The sequence below is a fragment of the Nostoc punctiforme PCC 73102 genome (genome assembly GCF_000020025.1).
Taxonomy (GTDB): domain Bacteria; phylum Cyanobacteriota; class Cyanobacteriia; order Cyanobacteriales; family Nostocaceae; genus Nostoc; species Nostoc punctiforme.
Map to the genome: position 1 here is coordinate 7,390,954 of NC_010628.1, position 18,021 is coordinate 7,408,974.

At 43.1% G+C, this 18,021-nt stretch carries 15 protein-coding genes and 2 pseudogenes; 9 read left to right on the forward strand and 8 right to left on the reverse strand.

What is annotated here, in order from left to right; genetic code table 11:
* Positions 1–6: 6 nt before the first annotated feature.
* Positions 7–126: pseudogene (locus tag NPUN_RS40195) on the reverse strand (TerD family protein); the annotation flags it as partial.
* 83 nt (positions 127–209) lie between these two features.
* Here NPUN_RS40195 and NPUN_RS40200 point away from each other — a divergent pair.
* Positions 210–1,377 (forward strand): annotated as a pseudogene (locus NPUN_RS40200) (IS630 family transposase).
* On the opposite strand, the gene NPUN_RS30295 reads toward NPUN_RS40200, so the two are convergent.
* The 3 genes from NPUN_RS30295 to rimI form a co-directional block, all read right to left on the reverse strand.
* Positions 1,304–1,843 (reverse strand): TerD family protein, encoded by a 540-nt coding sequence (locus NPUN_RS30295; protein WP_052304665.1) that lies wholly within the window; start codon positions 1,841–1,843, stop codon positions 1,304–1,306. The pseudogene NPUN_RS40200 and the gene NPUN_RS30295 overlap by 74 nt on opposite strands.
* 565 nt (positions 1,844–2,408) lie before the next feature.
* Positions 2,409–4,877, reverse strand: coding sequence for an ATP-dependent Clp protease ATP-binding subunit (locus NPUN_RS30300; protein ID WP_012412218.1), 2,469 nt, complete (start codon positions 4,875–4,877; stop codon positions 2,409–2,411).
* 412 nt (positions 4,878–5,289) lie between these two features.
* Positions 5,290–5,841: a ribosomal protein S18-alanine N-acetyltransferase gene (gene rimI, locus NPUN_RS30305; protein ID WP_012412219.1), complete on the reverse strand. Its 552-nt coding sequence runs from the start codon at positions 5,839–5,841 to the stop codon at positions 5,290–5,292.
* A gap of 92 nt (positions 5,842–5,933) precedes the next feature.
* Here rimI and lysA point away from each other — a divergent pair, with 92 nt between their 5' ends.
* The 5 genes from lysA (at position 5,934) to NPUN_RS44590 (ending at position 10,011) form a co-directional block, all read left to right on the forward strand.
* On the forward strand, positions 5,934–7,331 hold the full coding sequence (lysA, locus tag NPUN_RS30310; RefSeq protein ID WP_012412220.1) for a diaminopimelate decarboxylase: 1,398 nt from the start codon (positions 5,934–5,936) through the stop codon (positions 7,329–7,331).
* Positions 7,332–7,594: 263 nt separating this feature from the next.
* Entirely contained in the window at positions 7,595–8,518 is a 924-nt protein-coding gene (gene cdaA, locus NPUN_RS30315) for a diadenylate cyclase CdaA (protein WP_012412221.1), read from the forward strand.
* Positions 8,515–9,264 (forward strand): isoprenyl transferase, encoded by a 750-nt coding sequence (locus NPUN_RS30320; RefSeq protein WP_012412222.1) that lies wholly within the window; start codon positions 8,515–8,517, stop codon positions 9,262–9,264. The genes cdaA and NPUN_RS30320 overlap by 4 nt, the downstream gene beginning before the upstream one ends.
* Positions 9,265–9,343: 79 nt before the next feature.
* Positions 9,344–9,583, forward strand: coding sequence for a hypothetical protein (locus tag NPUN_RS30325; RefSeq protein WP_012412223.1), 240 nt, complete (start codon positions 9,344–9,346; stop codon positions 9,581–9,583).
* Positions 9,584–9,789: 206 nt separating this feature from the next.
* Positions 9,790–10,011, forward strand: a complete 222-nt coding sequence (locus NPUN_RS44590; RefSeq protein ID WP_012412224.1) for a putative toxin-antitoxin system toxin component, PIN family — start codon at positions 9,790–9,792, stop codon at positions 10,009–10,011.
* 40 nt (positions 10,012–10,051) lie between these two features.
* Here NPUN_RS44590 and NPUN_RS39600 read toward each other — a convergent pair whose 3' ends face one another.
* Together NPUN_RS39600 and NPUN_RS30340 are read right to left on the reverse strand one after the other, a co-directional pair.
* The gene (locus NPUN_RS39600; RefSeq protein ID WP_012412225.1) at positions 10,052–10,324 is read right to left on the reverse strand and encodes a DUF3143 domain-containing protein; all 273 of its coding nucleotides are present in this window, start codon (positions 10,322–10,324) and stop codon (positions 10,052–10,054) included.
* 31 nt (positions 10,325–10,355) lie between these two features.
* On the reverse strand, positions 10,356–10,880 hold the full coding sequence (locus tag NPUN_RS30340) for a J domain-containing protein (protein WP_012412226.1): 525 nt from the start codon (positions 10,878–10,880) through the stop codon (positions 10,356–10,358).
* An 82-nt stretch (positions 10,881–10,962) separates the two neighbouring features.
* On the opposite strand from NPUN_RS30340, the gene NPUN_RS39605 reads away from it, so the two are divergent.
* Positions 10,963–11,085, forward strand: coding sequence for a type II toxin-antitoxin system RelE/ParE family toxin (locus tag NPUN_RS39605; RefSeq protein WP_012412227.1), 123 nt, complete (start codon positions 10,963–10,965; stop codon positions 11,083–11,085).
* A gap of 279 nt (positions 11,086–11,364) precedes the next feature.
* Here the strand turns inward: NPUN_RS39605 and NPUN_RS30345 are convergent, their stop codons facing one another.
* The gene (locus NPUN_RS30345) at positions 11,365–12,360 is read right to left on the reverse strand and encodes a DnaJ C-terminal domain-containing protein (protein WP_012412228.1); all 996 of its coding nucleotides are present in this window, start codon (positions 12,358–12,360) and stop codon (positions 11,365–11,367) included.
* A 111-nt stretch (positions 12,361–12,471) separates the two neighbouring features.
* The gene (gene dnaK, locus NPUN_RS30350; protein ID WP_012412229.1) at positions 12,472–14,589 is read right to left on the reverse strand and encodes a molecular chaperone DnaK; all 2,118 of its coding nucleotides are present in this window, start codon (positions 14,587–14,589) and stop codon (positions 12,472–12,474) included.
* Between the two features lie 317 nt (positions 14,590–14,906).
* Between dnaK and NPUN_RS30355 the strand changes: the two genes are divergently transcribed.
* Together NPUN_RS30355 and NPUN_RS30360 are read left to right on the forward strand one after the other, a co-directional pair.
* The gene (locus NPUN_RS30355; protein ID WP_012412230.1) at positions 14,907–15,755 is read left to right on the forward strand and encodes a M28 family peptidase; all 849 of its coding nucleotides are present in this window, start codon (positions 14,907–14,909) and stop codon (positions 15,753–15,755) included.
* A gap of 240 nt (positions 15,756–15,995) precedes the next feature.
* Complete coding sequence (locus tag NPUN_RS30360) at positions 15,996–17,528, forward strand: SagB/ThcOx family dehydrogenase (RefSeq protein ID WP_041565721.1); 1,533 nt, start codon at positions 15,996–15,998, stop codon at positions 17,526–17,528.
* Positions 17,529–18,021: the final 493 nt, after the last annotated feature.

Below are 18,021 nucleotides of genomic sequence, written 5' to 3' on the forward strand. Positions count from 1 at the left end.
AATCTCCTAGCTAAAACGGTCTAATAAAGCTTTTAATCCACCTTGATAGCCTGAACCAACAGCATTTAAACGCCACTCTCCGTCTTTACGATAGAGTTCAGCCATAATTAATGCAGTTTCGATTGAGTAATCCTCTACTAGTAGTGTACCAAGGTAACTTTGCTAAGTAAAACCTCTAATTGGTAAAATAGCCAAAAACGGGGTGTAACATGGCAAAAAAGTACATTGTTGACTTGAATGAAGATGAAGTTTCCCAACTGCAATCGATAATTAAGAAAGGTAAGCATAAGGCAAGAACCATAAGCCGTGCAAACATTCTTTTGATGGCTTCCGAAGGAGAAACGGATCAAGCGATCGCTAGCATAGTTAGAGCGCATGTTGCAACAGTGCAACGAATACGAGAAAAATTTGTCATTGGAGGGTTAGATTTTGCTTTAAAGGATGAAGTTCATCCACCAAAACATAAAAAATTAGATGAAAAGCAAGAAGCATTTTTGATTGCAACAGCTTGTTCTAATCCGCCAGAAGGAAGAGTGCGTTGGACAATGCAATTATTAGCAGATCATTTAGTGAACGTTGGTATCATAGATTCAATCTCAGATGAAACAGTACGTCAAACTTTAAAAAAAATGAAATTAAGCCTTGGTTGAAAGAACAATGGTGTATTCCTGAAGTTAACGCAGAATATGTTTTCCGAATGGAAGATGTGCTGGATTTATACAATGAGCCTTATGATCCTAAACGCCCTGTAGTCTGCTTTGATGAACGTCCATACCAATTAGTAGAAGAAGTAAGACTTCCTTTGCCACCACAGCCAGAGCAACCTGAACGTTATGATTTTGAGTATAAACGTAACGGGACAGTAAATTTATTCGCATGTTTTCAACCCTTGGCTGGATGGCGGCATATCGAAGTTACAGAACGTCGAACTAAAGCCGATTTTGCTAAACAAATGAAAAATTTAGTAGATGTTTCCTACCGAGATGCCGATGTTATTCGTTTAGTAGTTGATAACTTGAATATTCATACACCCAATGCATTATATGAAGTTTTTCCACCAGAAGAAGCACGTCGAATTATTCAAAAGTTAGAGTTTCACTATACTCCTAAACACGCTTCTTGGTGAGCCAGTGCGTTGGGCGGGTTCCCCGACTTGAAGCAACTGGCGAACCCGAAGGGCTGAATCAGGTAGAAATCGAATTATCTGTTTTATCTCGCCAATGTTTAGAACGGCGTATTCCTAATGCAGAAACATTAACTTCTGAGATTGCCGCTTGGGAGAAAAAACGTAATCAGCAAAAAGCTAGTGTTTATTGGGGTTTTCAAACCAAAGATGCTCGCCGAAAAATGGAGCGTTTATATCCAAATTTAACATAGCAAAGTTAGCTTGGCAGACTACTAGGTCATACCGGACTACTTCTTGGTTGCTTTGAGCATTAACGACGCGCACAAAAGCATTTTGAACTTGACCAAAATTTTGCTTCCGTTCTGCGGCTTCATGAATAGTTACAGTAATAAAAATTTGATGAACATCAGCAGGAACCTTTTGCAGATTAATTTTGATGACTTCATCATCGCCATCACCTGCGCCTGTCAGATTATCTCCCGTGTGTTGAACTGACTTATTTGGATCTGGGCTGACAAGATTGTTGTAGAAAATGAAGTGGTTATCTGAAATTAGTTTTTCGTTACTCCCCACCATGAAAGCTGATGCATCTAAGTCAAAGGCGAAGCCAGTGTCCATTACTTTGACATCCCATCCAAGACCAATAAATACCTCAGTGAGTCCTGGTGCAACTTTGTCGAGTGATACACGTTGTCCTTTTGTAAGTGTAACTGCCATGATTTGGTAGACTCCTTAAATTTTTGACTAATATCAGTTATGTCTCTGCAATAAATAATTGCCTATTTGTAGCGTTCGAGAAGTGCTTGTAAGCCGCCTTGATAACCCGAACCTAAAGCGTTGAAACGCCATTAACTTCAATCATTGTGCGTCTTTTTTTTTACAAACTGACATAGCAAAACTACTTGATTTATATTGTTTTGAATTGAGTTTTTTAAGTGTTACTACCGGGACTTAAACATTTTTGAGGGATAAACAAGCCTCAAACTCATGCAAGGTAAGGGAAATACACCAAATGCTCAAAAATAACTGAAACCCAGATATATCAATACACTAAGTAAAACGATGTCAAAGTCTTTCTGGATATAGATTTGAGGCTAGGAAACACTATATTAGTTATTAAATAGCTTTTTTATCTTTCATTTATAAAGCAAGTAGTAATAACATGAAAACTTTCTATGTTACTTAGATGATTGCTATTTGACAATAAAAAAAACGGTAGAGCAATAAATACTCTACCGTTTGCTAATTTTTTATTTGAGATTTAAATCCCAAACCCTAAATCTTACTCAACGCCTTGGGGTAACAATTCCCGACGCTGTTGAGAACTAACTTGCACAACGCCATTTTCATCCACATCAACAAGGGCTGTATCGCCATCCTTGATACGACCAGACAGAATTTCTTCTGCTAGGCTATCTTCTAACAGGCGCATAATTGCCCGACGTAATGGCCTTGCGCCGTAGCTGGGACTGTAACCTTCTTGGATCAACCGATCCTTGAAGCGGTCTGTGACTTCTAAGGTGATACCCTTTTCGGTCAGGCGACCAAATACTTCCTTGAGCATAATTTCGGCGATTTGGGTCACTTCTGGCTTGCTCAATTGACGGAAAACGATAATTTCATCGAGTCGGTTGAGGAACTCTGGACGGAAGTACTGTTTGAGTTCTTCGTTGACCAAAGAGCGAATCCGGTTGTAAGTGGACTCGCTGGCATCTTCGGAGAATTCAAAGCCGATACCGCTACCGCCTTTTTCAATTACCTTAGAACCAATATTGGAAGTTAAAATCAGCAAGGTGTTCTTGAAGTCCACCGTGCGACCTTTGGCATCAGTTAACCGACCGTCTTCCAAAATTTGCAGCAGCATGTTGAATACATCGGGGTGTGCTTTTTCGATTTCGTCGAACAACACCACAGTGTAAGGTCGCCGCCGCACGGCTTCGGTCAGCTGACCACCTTCGTTATAACCAACATAACCTGGAGGGGAACCAATCAGCTTGCTGACGGTGTGACGCTCCATGTATTCGGACATATCTAAGCGGATCATCGCTTCTTCGGAACCGAAGAAGTAAGCAGCTAAGGACTTCGCCAACTCGGTTTTACCTACACCAGTAGGCCCAGAGAAGACAAAGCTAGCTATGGGTCGATTGGGATTTTTCAAACCGACACGAGCGCGACGAATTGCCCGTGAAACTGCTCTCACAGCTTCGTCCTGACCGATTAAACGCTGATGCAAGGTGTCTTCCATGTGCAGCAGCTTTTCAGATTCAGATTCGGTGAGTTTGTTCACCGGTACCCCAGTCCAAGAAGCGACAATGTGGGCAATGTCTTCTTCTGTAACTACAGGTTCTTCACCTTCTGTGCCAGTTGCATTGGTCTTGCTTTGAGCGATCGCTCGGATTTCGGCTTTGATTTCCATTTCGCGATCGCGCAATTCTCCAGCTTTGTCAAAGTCTTGAGAGCGCACTGCATCATCTTTTTCTTTTAATATCTGACGCAGTTCTTTGTCTAACTCTTTGGCTGCGGGTGGCAGCTGAGAGTTAATCAAGCGCACTCTAGAACCAGCTTCATCAACTAAGTCGATGGCTTTATCTGGGAGGTAGCGATCGCTAATGTAACGATCTGATAACTTCGCCGCCGCTACTAATGCTTCGTCGGAGATTTTCAGTTTGTGGTGTTGCTCGTAGCGTTCGCGCAAACCATATAAAATTTCAATTGTTTCATCAACTGTAGGTTCGCCAACCATTACTGGTTGGAAACGCCGCTCTAGAGCTGCATCTCGCTCGATGTGCTTCCGGTATTCATCTAGGGTTGTAGCACCGATGCACTGCAACTCACCCCTAGCCAAAGCTGGCTTGAGGATATTTGCTGCGTCAATCGCACCTTCTGCTGCACCCGCACCGATTAAGGTGTGTACCTCATCAATCACGAGAATGACATTACCCGCAGAGCGGATTTCATCCATGATTTTTTTCAAGCGTTCTTCAAATTCACCCCGGTACTTGGTTCCTGCTACGAGCAAACCAATATCCAATGTGACGACGCGTTTATCTTCCAGGATGTCAGGGACATCTTTGGTGGCAATGCGTGAAGCTAAACCTTCAGCGATCGCAGTTTTACCAACCCCTGGTTCCCCAATCAGCACTGGGTTATTTTTGGTTCGGCGACCCAATATCTGGATCACCCGCTCAATTTCCTTGGCGCGTCCCACCACTGGATCGAGCTTATTGTCTATCGCCATCTGGGTCAGGTTTGAGCCAAATTCATCCAGAGTTGGGGTTTTTGTGCGCCCGGATGAGCCGCCTGGTGAAACTTCGGCAGTTTCTCCCAACATACGGATGACTTGAGTTCTTACCTTAGATAGATCCACACCGAGGTTTTCTAGCACCCTGGCTGCGACACCTTCCCCTTCGCGGATTAGGCCCAACAGCAGATGCTCGGTGCCAATGTAGTTATGCCCCAGTTGGCGTGCTTCTTCCAAGGAGAGTTCTAAAACTCGCTTTGCCCGTGGCGTAAACGGAATTTCCACGGCAACAAAGCCCGATCCCCGTCCTATAATTTTTTCAACTTCAATTCGGGCATCTTTGAGATTGACGCCCATTGATTTCAGCACCTTGGCAGCCACTCCAGTGCCTTCGCCAATCAGACCCAGGAGGATCTGCTCGGTTCCGACAAAGTTGTGACCTAAACGGCGGGCCTCTTCTTGGGCCAGCATGATTACCTTAATGGCTTTTTCTGTGAAGCGTTCAAACATGGCATTTTTCCCATCACCTGCGGTCGTGCCGGTATGCTGATTTTAGCACAGGCAAAGCTTTTGGATGCCTGTATAACAGATTATAGACATCTTGAAGCTATGACTTTAGTTGATGGGCTAATTGTTAACTATTGACTGCTTTTATTTGGCTAGTGTACTGAGGAGCTTTAGTTCACCAGCGTTTTTGGGGTTTTTTGAGATTTATTACAAATAGCTGACTGCTTATATTGAGAGCTTATTCACTTAATCCCAAACACCTACATATACCACATACACTTTTAAATATCAAGGACAAAAAGGTTGTATATGCTTTCCTTATAGTTTATTCATTATTTATAGAATATTTAAATTTAATTAATTGCAGCAAAGTTGCTTTTTTTGCTGAAGCCGATCGCAAGCCCTTAATCCCCAACTACTTAACAAGTAAATGCCAAGAGGATTTGCTAAGGCGATCGCTGATTGTGGAATACCACTGGTCTAAAGTTGTTTGAAATTTGGAGTGTTGTAAATCGGGGAGCCAAAGGATTAGCGCATCCTCACCGTTATCTTGGTAGTAACCCCGCCGCCGTCCGGCTGTTTTGAAGCCAAATTTTTGATATAAAGATATTGCCGCCAAGTTGGAAGCTCGGACTTCGAGGGTAGCTCGCTCCATTCCGCGATCGCAAGCTGTCTTAAGGAGTGAATATAGTAAAGCCGCACCCAAACCTTGACGGTGATATTGGGGATGAACCGCCAAAATTGTAATGTGAGCTTCCTCTAAAATTGACCAAAAGCAACCCATTCCTAACAAACTAACGCTGGAAAATGGGGAGAATAAACCGAGTAAATCGCTGTTGGGGCTATCCAATTCTCGTTTGTAGCCCTCCAGAGTCCAAAGTCCGCCAAAACAGGCTTGATCTAGTTCCAGAATTGCACTGAGATTATCTGGTGTCAGTAATTTAATTTCTAAGTCTAATGAGATCACATTTATTGAATAAGATTACAAACCCTTTGTAAACTGGGAATCGGGAGACGAACTCAAAGCCCGTAATTTGAACAAGGACAACTTTTATATTTATGGTATCGACTCACCCCACTGGGGTTCAACATTCTGGAAGTCAATATTTACCTCAAAGGCGCGACACTAACCCAAATCTCTCGCCTAATCAGGAACTTTTACCGCTAACTGCTAGAGTTCATAATCATGACTCCCTAGAAATTGGTGGATGTGATGTCACAACCCTAGTTAAGCAATTTGGTTCACCCTTATATATTTTAGATGAAGAAACCTTGCGTTCAGCTTGTCAGCAATACCGAGATGCTTTCAAGCAGTACTACAAGGGCGAATCTCAAGTATTGTACGCCTCAAAAGCTTGGAATTGTTTAGCAGTTTGTGCGATCGCCGCATCAGAAGGATTAGGAATCGATGTAGTTTCTGGGGGCGAACTTTACACCGCCCTACAAGCAGGTGTTAGTCCTGAGAAAATCTACCTTCATGGAAATAATAAATCTCGTGAAGAATTAATTTTAGCGATCGAGTCTGGTGTCACCATTGTGGCGGATAACTGGTATGAGTTGCGTACCCTTGTGGAAATTGCCCAACCTGGTCAATCAATCCGCATCATGCTACGGCTAACTCCCGGTATTGAGTGTCACACCCACGAATATATTCGCACGGGACACTTAGATAGCAAATTTGGCTTTGATCCCAACGATTTAGATGAAGTATTTACCTTTGTCAGTCAACAAAGCACCCTTGACTGCGTAGGGGTACACGCTCATATTGGTTCCCAAATTTTTGAGCGCCAACCGCATCAAGATTTAGCTGCTGTTATGGTGCAATGGCTGCGGGATGCCGGAAAGTACGGTTTAAATATTACAGAGTTAAATGTTGGTGGTGGTTTAGGGATTAAGTATACAGAATCAGACGATCCCCCTAGCATTGAAGAGTGGGTGAAGGCAATTTGTGAAGTTGTCCAAGAAGCCTGTGCGGTCGAAAATCTGCCTTTGCCGAAATTACTGAGTGAACCAGGGCGATCGCTAATTGCCACAGCTTGCGTCACTGCTTATACTGTTGGTTCATCCAAAGTTATTCCAGAAATTCGTACCTACGTAGCGATCGATGGGGGAATGTCTGATAATCCTCGCCCGATTACTTACCAATCAGTTTATCGGGCAGTAGTTGCCAATAAAATGTCTTCTCCTGTAACTCAAACAGTCACAATTGCTGGTAAACATTGTGAATCAGGAGATATTCTGATTAAAAATGCACTACTCCCAAAGACTGAACCAGGAGATATTCTCGTAGTTATGGGAACTGGTGCGTACAATTACAGTATGGCATCTAACTACAACCGCTTGCCCCGACCGGCAGCAGTTGTGGTGGCGAATGGCGAAGCGAATTTAATTTTGCAACGTGAAACTTATCAGGACTTAATTCGACAAGATAGCCTACCAGAAAGGCTGAAAATTTAGTCATTTGTCCTTGGTCATTGGGAGCCACTGCGTTGCGGTGAGGCAGTCCGGTCTTCTCCCAAAGGGAGAGGCTAGCACCAAGGGGGTTTCCCCCAGAGGAACTGCCGTAAGCGCAGCGTTAGCGAGCCTGCGAGCGTCACCCGACGGGGGGTTCGCCCCGTTAAAGCAAGTGGCGTTCATTAGCCACGAAATAATTACAAATGACTAATGACTAATGACTAATGACTAACTGTAATTAGAGGCAAAAGTGTAATCCAGATGTCATGAGAGATTGGTGGAAGCAATGGCTGATAAACCTGGGGTGGTCACAGTCCTTGCTGCTTGGGACTCTGGATATTGTGTTAGTGCTGGCGCTGACTTACATGATACTAGTTATTATTAGTGAGCGCCGAACACTATGGATGGTGCGGGGATTCATTATCTTAATGCTAGCCTCAGCACTAAGTGGCAGATTAGGACTACCTCTGCTAAGTTTTGTACTAGAAAAGTTGGTGATTGGTTGTGCTGTAGCGATGGCAGTTGCTTTACAGTCAGAGTTTAGGCGGTTTTTGGAGCAATTGGGGCGTGGCGAATTCCGCCAGTTGTTTCAACCCGATCGGCTGGCAATCCCCAAATCTGATAGTGTAATTGATGAAATTGTTGAGGCTGTTAAAGAATTGTCAAAAAACCGGATTGGAGCTTTACTAATTGTGGAAACCACAGGACCAATTGATGAGCGAGATTTTTCTGTGCCAGGAGTAAAGCTAAATGCGGAGGTTTCTAAAGAACTAATCCAGACAATTTTTCAGCCGAAAACTTTGTTACACGATGGAGCGACATTAATCCGTGGCTCACGGATCGTATCATCGGGTATAATTTTACCACTTTCGGGACGCACAGCCTCGCGCCAGTTGGGAACACGCCACCGGGCGGCAATGGGAATTACTGAGCGGGTCGAAAATTGCATTTGTGTCGTTGTATCTGAAGAAACGGGTTCCATTTCCTTAGCGGAACGGGGAACTCTAAATAGACCACTGACGATTAAGAAACTAAAAGAATCATTAGAGGCTCTTTTGTCACCAACCGTGGATAGGGAAGCTGTTGCTCCTGGTCTGTTGAGTTTTGTTCGTCGGATAGGTGGGAAGACACTAGCACTGGTTTCACGTTTACTCGGATTACCATCGACCGCTTCTCGAGAGAAAAAATGACAGCACAACAAACTAAACTGCAAGATTTGCCTACTGACTTAAAACGAGAACTATTACCGCAGCACGTTGCGGTGATTATGGATGGCAATGGTCGATGGGCTAAACGTCAGGGTCTACCTCGAATTATGGGTCATAAGCGAGGAGTAGATGCTCTTAAGGATTTACTCCGCTGTTGTCAGGATTGGGGGATTCAGGCGCTGACAGCTTATGCTTTTTCAACGGAGAACTGGAAAAGACCGCAGGAAGAAGTTGATTTTTTGATGACTCTGTTTCAAAGAGTTTTGCGCCAAGAACTGCGGGAAATGGTCGAAGAGAATGTTCAAATTAAGTTTGTCGGAAATTTGCAGGCTCTGCCACGATCGCTCCAGCAAGAAATATCCCGTTCAATGGAAGAAACCAAGGATAATCGCGGTATCCGGTTTTCAGTGGCAACTAATTATGGCGGACGGCAGGAAATTTTACAAGCTTGTCAGGCGATCGCAAAACAAGTCCAGCAAGGTCTGCTACAACCCGATGAAATTAATGAACAAGTTTTTGAGAGCCACTTGTATACAGCAGGAATTACTGACCCAGATTTGTTAATCCGCACCAGTGGAGAAATGCGCCTCTCAAATTTCCTTCTCTGGCAAATGGCTTATGGAGAAATTTACATCACTGATGCTCTCTGGCCCGATTTTGACCGGGCCGAGTTTCACCGCGCCTTATGTGCCTACCAGCAACGGGAGCGGCGGTTTGGTAAAGTTTAAAATATTACGTTTATTAAGTCGCTAAGATGCGTTAGCGAAGCTACAAGATTGGCGATCGCACTACAATTTAATAAACTCAATGATGGCTATTGATATGGTATCGATTCCTATCACCCTGGAACAACTCATTACGGCTGTGCAACAGTTGCAACCAGAGGAACGGGCAGAGGTTGCCAGAGCGTTGGTTTTAGTGGATTTACGTTCAGATTTGAGGGCTTTAATTCAAGAACTTTATGCTCAACCCCCGGTTGATGATATTACAGATGAAAATATCATGGCTGAAATTAAGGCTGTGCGCCAGCAATCTCACCAAACATGAAGTTTCGAGTAGTCATCGACACTAACATTTGGATTCGTATTTTGCTCAAAGGCCGAGTTACATTGCCCATATTGAAAGCATTTAATGAGGACAAATTCCAGTTGGTGATGAGTCAACCCCTAATGGAATAACTGCATCTAGTTTGGAATCGCCCCCGGTTAAGAGAACGGATTAATCCAAGTATTGCTATTCAACTTGAACAGCAGTTGCAGTACCGAGCAATATGGATTGAGTTGGAAACGGTTCCACCTAATTGTCGAGATCCCAAAGATTTAGCTGTACTTGCTACGGCTATTGATGGTCAAGCAGAGATTATTGTGTCTGGGGATGATGATTTACGTGCTGATGATGAGTTAAGGGCAGTAATGGCAACTTATGGCATCCGATTGCTGGGTGTTCATTTTTTTTTGAACGTGATTGCGGCTTAATTTCCCTACCTTTTTACCGTGAACTGAATTCAGCACTTCTTTATGGCCCGGAAAACACGGCTTGTTCTACATCATCCCGACTAAGAGAATACTTGAATGACCGTTGGATATCTTGTCCATTTTCCCCAGATTGGACATATCGCACTACAATTTGCTCAACGTCGAGCCATAGTTCAGCTTGCCAACTTGGCCGTTGCACATGCCAGCAATGTCTCTGGGTTTCGTCTTGTTTACAGCCTTGGTCTTTTAGCCACTGTTCAATTTGTGGCAGGGGATGATTATACAGGGGGGTATCAGAGGGAAGAAGAGGCATAGGAATTTGGGATTTTGGATTAGGAAATTTTTTAATTTTTAATTACCATAAGGGTAATTAGTTGCGATATATGGTTAATTTGCTGTTGTACAGATGGAGTTGACTGTAGCAAACGGGTTTGAAAAGCAGCATCACCACGAGTTAAACCAATGGCAACTGCTAATAACAAACAACCTACAAATGTTAACACCAGCATAAATAAAGCAAAAATTTCGCCAGATGATAAGGGGCGATCGCTCGGGTCGAGATAAGCTGATTTTGACCAATCGTGAGAACGCGAGGCGGGATGATTCAAGTCAGAGGGTGGTTGAATCACTCCAAAGCGGGAATAGCCAATTTTTAAATCGTAGCTTAACCGCCGTTCTGGATGGCTAAGGGTGGCGTAGGCTTCATTGATTTGCTGAAATTTGGGAGTGGCGATCGCAGTAGGCAAGTCTGTAGTATCAGGATGATAGCGTTTGCTCAGTTCTCGATAAGCGCGACGAATATCAATTACTGATGCCGAGGGATGCAGTCCTAGCAGGGAGTAATAAGTTGGTTTACTGCTTTGTGGCATTGCCCCGTTATGATTCACGGCTGTTTGAGTCACTTTGCTCAAAGATATTTTTTATATTTTAAATCCTTTGTGAATTGGGGAAGTGCGAAGTTTTCCGGTAAAAAATTATTTAATTTTTTATCGTCCAATAGACGAAGGCATAGAAATTGTACCTATCTTGCACGGCTTACAAGATATAGAAACTATTTTTCAAGATGAAGACTGAAGTTAAAATAAGTAAGTGAGTGTAAATAATTGTCGTTGGGATAAGGCAATAGGCAATAAGTATAAGGGTTTTAGCCTAGTTCATTTTTCTTTACATAGTTTGATTTTATTGTGCCAACTTACTTAAGCCGTAATTAGTAGTTGAGTCCCCACTAAAAATTAGGGACTTGGAATATTGACTACATTTTTATCGATTTATAAATTAAGTTCTTCTGTCAATGAATTATGAATTATGAGTTAGTAATTATTTTGAGCAATAGCTTGAAATGCTATCTCACTCCTAACTCAGTAAATCAGCACGGGGTTTAAAGGTTTCGATTTGCCGTAACTTTTCGTAGAGTTCCCGTTCTTCTTGACTAATATTTTTAGGTGTGACTATTTGAATTTCAACTAATTGATCGCCACGTTTGCCATCATCGCTGGGATAACCTTTATTCCCTAGTCGGAATTTTTGACCAGACCTAACTCCTGGGGGAATGGTCATTTTCACTGGGCCATCCAAAGTTGGTGCTTCTACCTGTCCTCCTAAAACTGCTTCGCTGGGAGTAACTGGTACTTGGCAAAGAATATTTAAACCTTCTAGCTTAAATAATGGATGAGGCTCAACGGTAATTTTTAAGTATAGATCGCCACCACCAACGCCTTGGTTTCGCAAACGGATGGTTTGGCCTGTCACCATCCCTAGTGGCATATTAACTTCTAGCGATCGCCCATCTTCTAAACGGATGCGTTCATTACCACCTTGATAAGCTTTTTCTAGTGGTAGCGTTAATCTGGCTTCTATATCTCGGCGGGTAGTGCGAGGTGGAGTGTTAACTGTATAGGCAACTTTTGTTCTGGGGGAACGAAACGGATCGCTAGTATTGCCATTACTAGACTTACTGGCCCCACTCTTATTTTTGACACCGATAACTTGATTAATAAAGCTTTCAAAGTCGGAGAATTGGCTTGGATCTACGTCTTGATTGCCGTTGCGATCGCTAGCACCACTCTGCCAAGTTTTAGCCTTTGGTGTTTGTTTGTTGCCTGCAAAGCCTTTTTGCTTCCAGTAGCGGCTAAACTGGTCGTATTGCGATCGCTTGGCTGAGTCCGAAAGGACTTCATAAGCCTCGCCGATATCCTTAAATTTTTCCTCAGATTCTTTGTTACCCGGATTCAGATCGGGGTGATATTGTCTTGCTAAACGCCGATAAACCTTTTTAATTTCCTCACCAGAAGCGTCTTTAGATACTCCTAAAATTTCGTAGTAATCGCGGAAATTCGGCAAATTTTGCATAGTTCAGTTATTTAAATTTTAAATTACTTAGTAGTTATGAATTATGAGTTAGGAGTTGAAAGATTTAATTTTAAACTTCTCACTCCTAACTCCTAACTTTTATTAAAAGTACTACAACCAATCATTGTCATCTTCATCATCCCAGTTATCTTGGTAGCTGGGACGAGATTTGCGTGGAGGACGGCTTTCATAAGAGGAAGACCGACTGTCTCGGCTATTGTCTCGGCTATTGTCTCGGCCATAGTCTCGGCTATTGTCTCGGCCATAGTCTTTACCGTAATCTCTACCATAGTCCTTACCGAATGAATCGCGTTCCCGATATGTATCTCTAGGAAATTCGCGTTCTTTATCCTTATCACCGCCAGTAAAAATGTCACGGATAGTACCTAACAAATCGTCATCTTCATCTTCAGCATAAGTCTGGCGGACTTCTCGATTTAGCTCATAGAGAGCATCTTGCAAATCGGCGTAGGCTTGATCGATACCGCGATCGCTATTTTCCTTCAGACTCTCTTTTAAGTCTCGGCAAATATTATCAATTCTTTGGCGACGGCTGCGGGCAAACTGCATACCAAATTCAAGTGCAACTTCTCTAAGTTGCCGTTCTGCTTGGAAAATCAACGCCTCAGAACGAGTCCGCTTTTCTACCCTTTCTTTCCGTTCGCGATCGACATCGGCGTATTTCTGTGCATCTTGAATCATCCGATTCACTTCTGACTCGTTCAAGGTGGAAGCGCCTTGAACGGTGATACTCTGCTCTCGCCCAGTGGTTCTATCTAAGGCTGTTACCTGTAAAATACCATTAGCGTCTATATCAAATGATACCTGAACTTGGGGAATTCCTCGTGGCGCTGGCGGGATACCATACAGCTTGAAACGTCCTAAAGACTTATTGTTTCCTGCCATTTCTCGTTCGCCCTGAACTACGTGAATTTCCACGGTATTTTGGTTATTTTCAGACGTGGAAAAAATGTCAGAACGGCGGACTGGGATGGTGGTGTTGCGCGGAATGAGTTTTTTCATCACGCCGCCGATGGTTTCCAATCCTAAAGAAAGGGGTGTGACATCCAAAAGCAGCACATCTTTGAGTTCACCTGCAAGAATTCCGGCTTGAATTGCTGCACCCACTCCCACTACTTCATCAGGATTGACATTTTCGTTAGGTTCTGTACCAATCAAGTCTCGCACTAGCTGTTTCACCATTGGCATCCGTGTAGAACCGCCAACTAAGACAACTTCTTCAATATCTCTAGGTGAAAGTCCGGCATCTTTGAGGGCGCGTTTCACTGGTGTCCGCAATCGCCCTACCAAATCACCACACAAACCTTCAAACTGGGAACGAGTTAAACGAGTTTCTAGATGTTTCGGGCCATCTTCCGTGGCGGTGATGAAGGGTAAGTTAATATCAGTAACGCTGACAGCAGAAAGTTCTATTTTGGCTTTTTCCGCAGCTTCCATCAGACGTTGTAAAGCTTGGCGATCGCGTCTTAAGTCTATTTCTTCAGTTTCCAGAAATTGCTCTGCTAACCAATCTACTATTATTTTGTCAAAGTCATTACCACCAAGTTGCGTATCTCCACTGGTAGCTTTGACCTCAAATATCCCATCGCCCACTTCTAAAATCGACACGTCAAAAGTACCGCCACCTAAGTCAAAGACTAAGATAGTTTCCGTGTCACCCCGATCTAATCCATAAGCTAAAGATGCAGCAGTCGGTTCATTGAGAATCCGCAGCACCTCTAAACCGGCAATTCTGCCAGCATCGCGGGTTGCTTGCCGTTGAGAATCGTTAAAATAAGCGGGGACTGTAATCACTGCCCCTGTGACTGGTTCACCCAAATAGCGACTAGCATCGTCTGCCAATTTCTTCAGCACCATTGCCGAAATTTCTTCTGGGGCGAAATCTTTATTAAGACGGGGACAAGCAATTTTAATATTACCTACTTCATCTTTGCGGATGGTGTAAGGTACACGCTTGGAATCTGGACTAAGTTCGGCATATTTGCGCCCAATGAAGCGTTTCACTGCAAAAAAGGTATTTTGGGGATTGAGGACGGTTTGGCGGCGTGCCATTTGCCCAACTACCCTTTCGCCTTCTTTGCTAAAGCCAACTACGGAGGGGGTTGTTCGCATTCCTTCTGCATTGGCAATCACCACCGGCTTGCCACCCTCCATAACGGCGACTACTGAGTTGGTTGTACCCAAGTCGATGCCGACTACCTTGCCCATGCGTTACTCTTCTCCTAAAGTGTCTTATGTATTTATTATGATTGGGCGGAACTACCTCTAGCTTTGTGCTATGGGATGAAAACACCTCAATGGTATAATAGTCCTCATTAAGGCAGTGAGCTAAGAAGTACGGCTAGAGGAGATAGTTGCAAGACTAGGATAGCATTGACGATGATTGCTGTGTCTAAGCAGCCTCAATTCTTGTTATCCGGTTACTTCTATGCACTGAATCTGTAAGTTGCTAAATGCACCTTAAATAAAAAATTTCTGCTTCTTTGAGTGCTTGAAAACCTTAATATTACCGCTATTTTAAACATTTGAATTTAACAAAGCGATTACAAACTTCCCTGAGTGCGATCGCGCGAGAACGCGATCCTTACATGGCAACAGCTGGACATTTTTTCGTCCAAGAATACATCCACCAGGAATTTTCCCAATGGGGGAGTGTGGAAATCCACACCTTTGAAGTTAGGGGTAAAGCTTGTAAAAACTTGATATTAAATTTGCCCTGCCAAGCCAGAGGGCAAAAAAAGGATTTGCCACCGATTTTAATTGGCGCTCATTATGATGGCGTTCCGGGAACATCTGCGGCTGATGATAATGCCACTGGTGTGGCGGTGTTGCTGGAATTGGCGAGAAAGTTTGCTGCCCAAGCTGTAAAATATCCGTTGAGGCTGGTTGCTTTCGATATGGAAGAATACGGCTTACTGGGTAGCGCTGACTATGCAGCTCTGTTGCACCAACAAAAGCAACAGCTACGCTTAATGATCTCCCTAGAAATGCTGGGTTATAAGGATTCTACGCCTGGTTCTCAAAGTTATCCCCCTCCTCTGGAACGCTTCTATCCAGATACAGGTGATTTTATTGCTTTAATTGGCAATTTGCGAACATTGCCTGACTTAATTGGCATGAGCCGTAATATTCGCAAAGCTGGCGTACCTAGTCAATGGCTACCCGTGCCGAATCGAGGTTTAATAGTTCCCCAAACCAGACTTAGCGATCATGCGCCTTTCTGGGATTTAGGTTATCCGGCAATGATGGTGACAGATACAGCATTTTTGCGAAATCCCCATTATCACAAACCTAGTGATGCGATCGCTACTTTAGATTTAGATTTTCTTAGTGGTGTATGTGAAGGGTTAGAAATTGCGATTCGGCGGTTATGAAAAATATTAGACATATCCAGAAATTAAATATGCGTTATCCAGAACGCTTGTAGAGACGTAGCAGTGCTACGTCTCTACATTATTTTTGACCGAATGCACTATGCCCAATACCCGATTTCTAATGCAGTTGTTACCAATTACTACTTTGTGACTATGAGGATTGTACGAATTGACACGAAATAATGAGGCTAATGAATGCCAAGATCAAAAAAAGAATGCCCCAAGGATATTAAAAGTACTATGCCAGAATTACACCAATCAATTGCCCAGCATTACCACGAACGGACTAAATACAACCCTGAGACTCTTGCCTCCAAAAGTCAGCAGTTAGACTGGACTAAACAGCCAGTGCCTTTCAAAGAATACAAAATTGGCTCTACTGTTGATCTCAAACCCTATATTCAAGAAAAATCAGAAGGATTTGCCAATAACCCAGATGCTCAATGGTGGCAAAGACTTTCACGATTGCTGTTTCGCAGCTATGGATTGACAGCGAGAATGCCTTCTATGGGTAGTGCGGTATATTTACGCGCTGCTCCCAGTGCCGGCGGATTGTACCCTGCTGAGGTGTATGTAGTTTCCCGTGGCACGTCGTTATTGCCACCTGGTTTGTATAACTACCAGTGTCGGACTCATTCACTGATGCATTATTGGGAAAGTGATGTTTGGCAAACTCTCCAAGCAGCTTGTTTCTGGCATCCTTCTTTAGAAAACACTCAATTAGCAATTATTGTCACTGCGGTATTTTATCGTTCTGCCTGGCGCTATGAAGATCGGGCTTATCGCCGGATTTTTCTAGATACGGGACATCTATTGGGTAATATCGAATTGGCTGGCGCGATTACTGACTTTCGCCCTCATTTAATCGGCGGCTTTGTGGATGAATCGGTAAACGATCTGCTTTATATCGATCCGCAACAAGAAGGTGCGATCGCTGTCTTACCTCTGGCAGACTTGTTAGATGTCAATCAAAATTTGCCATTGGGATGTACTGCTTTACCTTCCGCCACCGAAACCAATTATCCCCAAATCCCCGATGGTGAATTGCTGACATATTTCCATCGACACACCCAGATTCAATCAGGTATAACTGGCAATCTCAATCTACCAGTTATCAAACAAGAAAAATCTTTAGAGGATAAATATAACTTTCCTTTCTGTTTGAAAATCCCCACCACCACTACACCTATAGACTGGGGACAAAAGCTGTCAGAACTGGAAAATACAATGTACAAGCGACGCTCTACCCGCGCTTATAATGGTGATGATTTAACTTTCGAGCAATTGAAAAGTCTACTAGATTTCACTTACCAACCGCAAAATTACATCGACCAAAGTTTAGATATTTCTCCAGACTACTTTGATTTGAATTTAATAGAAACATTTATTGCTGTTTGCGGAGTTAAAGGACTGGAGGCAGGTTGTTATTATTACGCGCCCAAAGCCCAAGAACTACGCCAAATTCGATTTAAAAATTTCCGGCGAGAGTTACATTTTCTCTGTTTGGGGCAAGAATTAGGGCGGGATGCAGCAGCAGTATTATTTCATACAGCCGATCTGAAAGCTGCGATCGCTCAATATGGCGATCGCGTTTACCGTTATTTACATCTGGATGCCGGTCATTTGGGACAGCGCCTGAATTTAGCCGCAATGCACCTAAATATAGGCGTTAGCGGTATCGGTGGATTCTTTGATGACCAAGTAAATGAAGTTTTGGGTATTCCTGCTGATGAAGCTGCTCTATATATCACTACATTGGGCCACCCAAGATAAAACGTAGATGTGCATAAGCTTACCGCAGGCTACCGCAAATTATTTGAAACACATCTAAATTAGATATAACAAGAGTTTTAAATCCAAGTCTTACCAAAACTGACTGATTTTGTACAGTTTCGCAAAAAATTGGTATAAACTCATCTATCAATTATGTTGCAAAAAGTGCCCATAATTTGATAAAAATACTGATGGGTAATATGAACTTTTTTGAAACTCATACCAATTCTAGGTGAGGCTACGCTTTATTTAGATAGGGAGATAGGGGTAATTCATAAATTGCCCCTACAGCCTGTAGTTTTGTATTGCATCACTTTTATAGGCGCATTTTCATATCACCTTTAAGCAACTTCAAGTGCCTATTAAGATGGAATAAATTATTCCAAAAAAACATCAATATTTTAACAGTGTTGTGGAGTAAAAACTTTGGTTAAGGGATGTTCAATAAGTACACTATCTAATTTTTTGGAGTGGGTAACATGAGCGCCATCGA

Coding starts and splice junctions, on each gene's coding strand:
- NPUN_RS30325 (WP_012412223.1), top strand. CDS start 9,344: ATGATGGCTATTGATATGGTATCGATTCCTATCACCCTGGAACAACTC.
- NPUN_RS30345 (WP_012412228.1), bottom strand. CDS start 12,360: ATGCAAAATTTGCCGAATTTCCGCGATTACTACGAAATTTTAGGAGTA.
- NPUN_RS30340 (WP_012412226.1), bottom strand. CDS start 10,880: ATGCCACAAAGCAGTAAACCAACTTATTACTCCCTGCTAGGACTGCAT.
- dnaK (WP_012412229.1), bottom strand. CDS start 14,589: ATGGGCAAGGTAGTCGGCATCGACTTGGGTACAACCAACTCAGTAGTC.
- NPUN_RS30320 (WP_012412222.1), top strand. CDS start 8,515: ATGACAGCACAACAAACTAAACTGCAAGATTTGCCTACTGACTTAAAA.
- NPUN_RS30300 (WP_012412218.1), bottom strand. CDS start 4,877: ATGTTTGAACGCTTCACAGAAAAAGCCATTAAGGTAATCATGCTGGCC.
- NPUN_RS30295 (WP_052304665.1), bottom strand. CDS start 1,843: ATGGCAGTTACACTTACAAAAGGACAACGTGTATCACTCGACAAAGTT.
- cdaA (WP_012412221.1), top strand. CDS start 7,595: ATGAGAGATTGGTGGAAGCAATGGCTGATAAACCTGGGGTGGTCACAG.
- lysA (WP_012412220.1), top strand. CDS start 5,934: ATGGTATCGACTCACCCCACTGGGGTTCAACATTCTGGAAGTCAATAT.
- NPUN_RS39600 (WP_012412225.1), bottom strand. CDS start 10,324: ATGCCTCTTCTTCCCTCTGATACCCCCCTGTATAATCATCCCCTGCCA.
- NPUN_RS30360 (WP_041565721.1), top strand. CDS start 15,996: ATGCCAGAATTACACCAATCAATTGCCCAGCATTACCACGAACGGACT.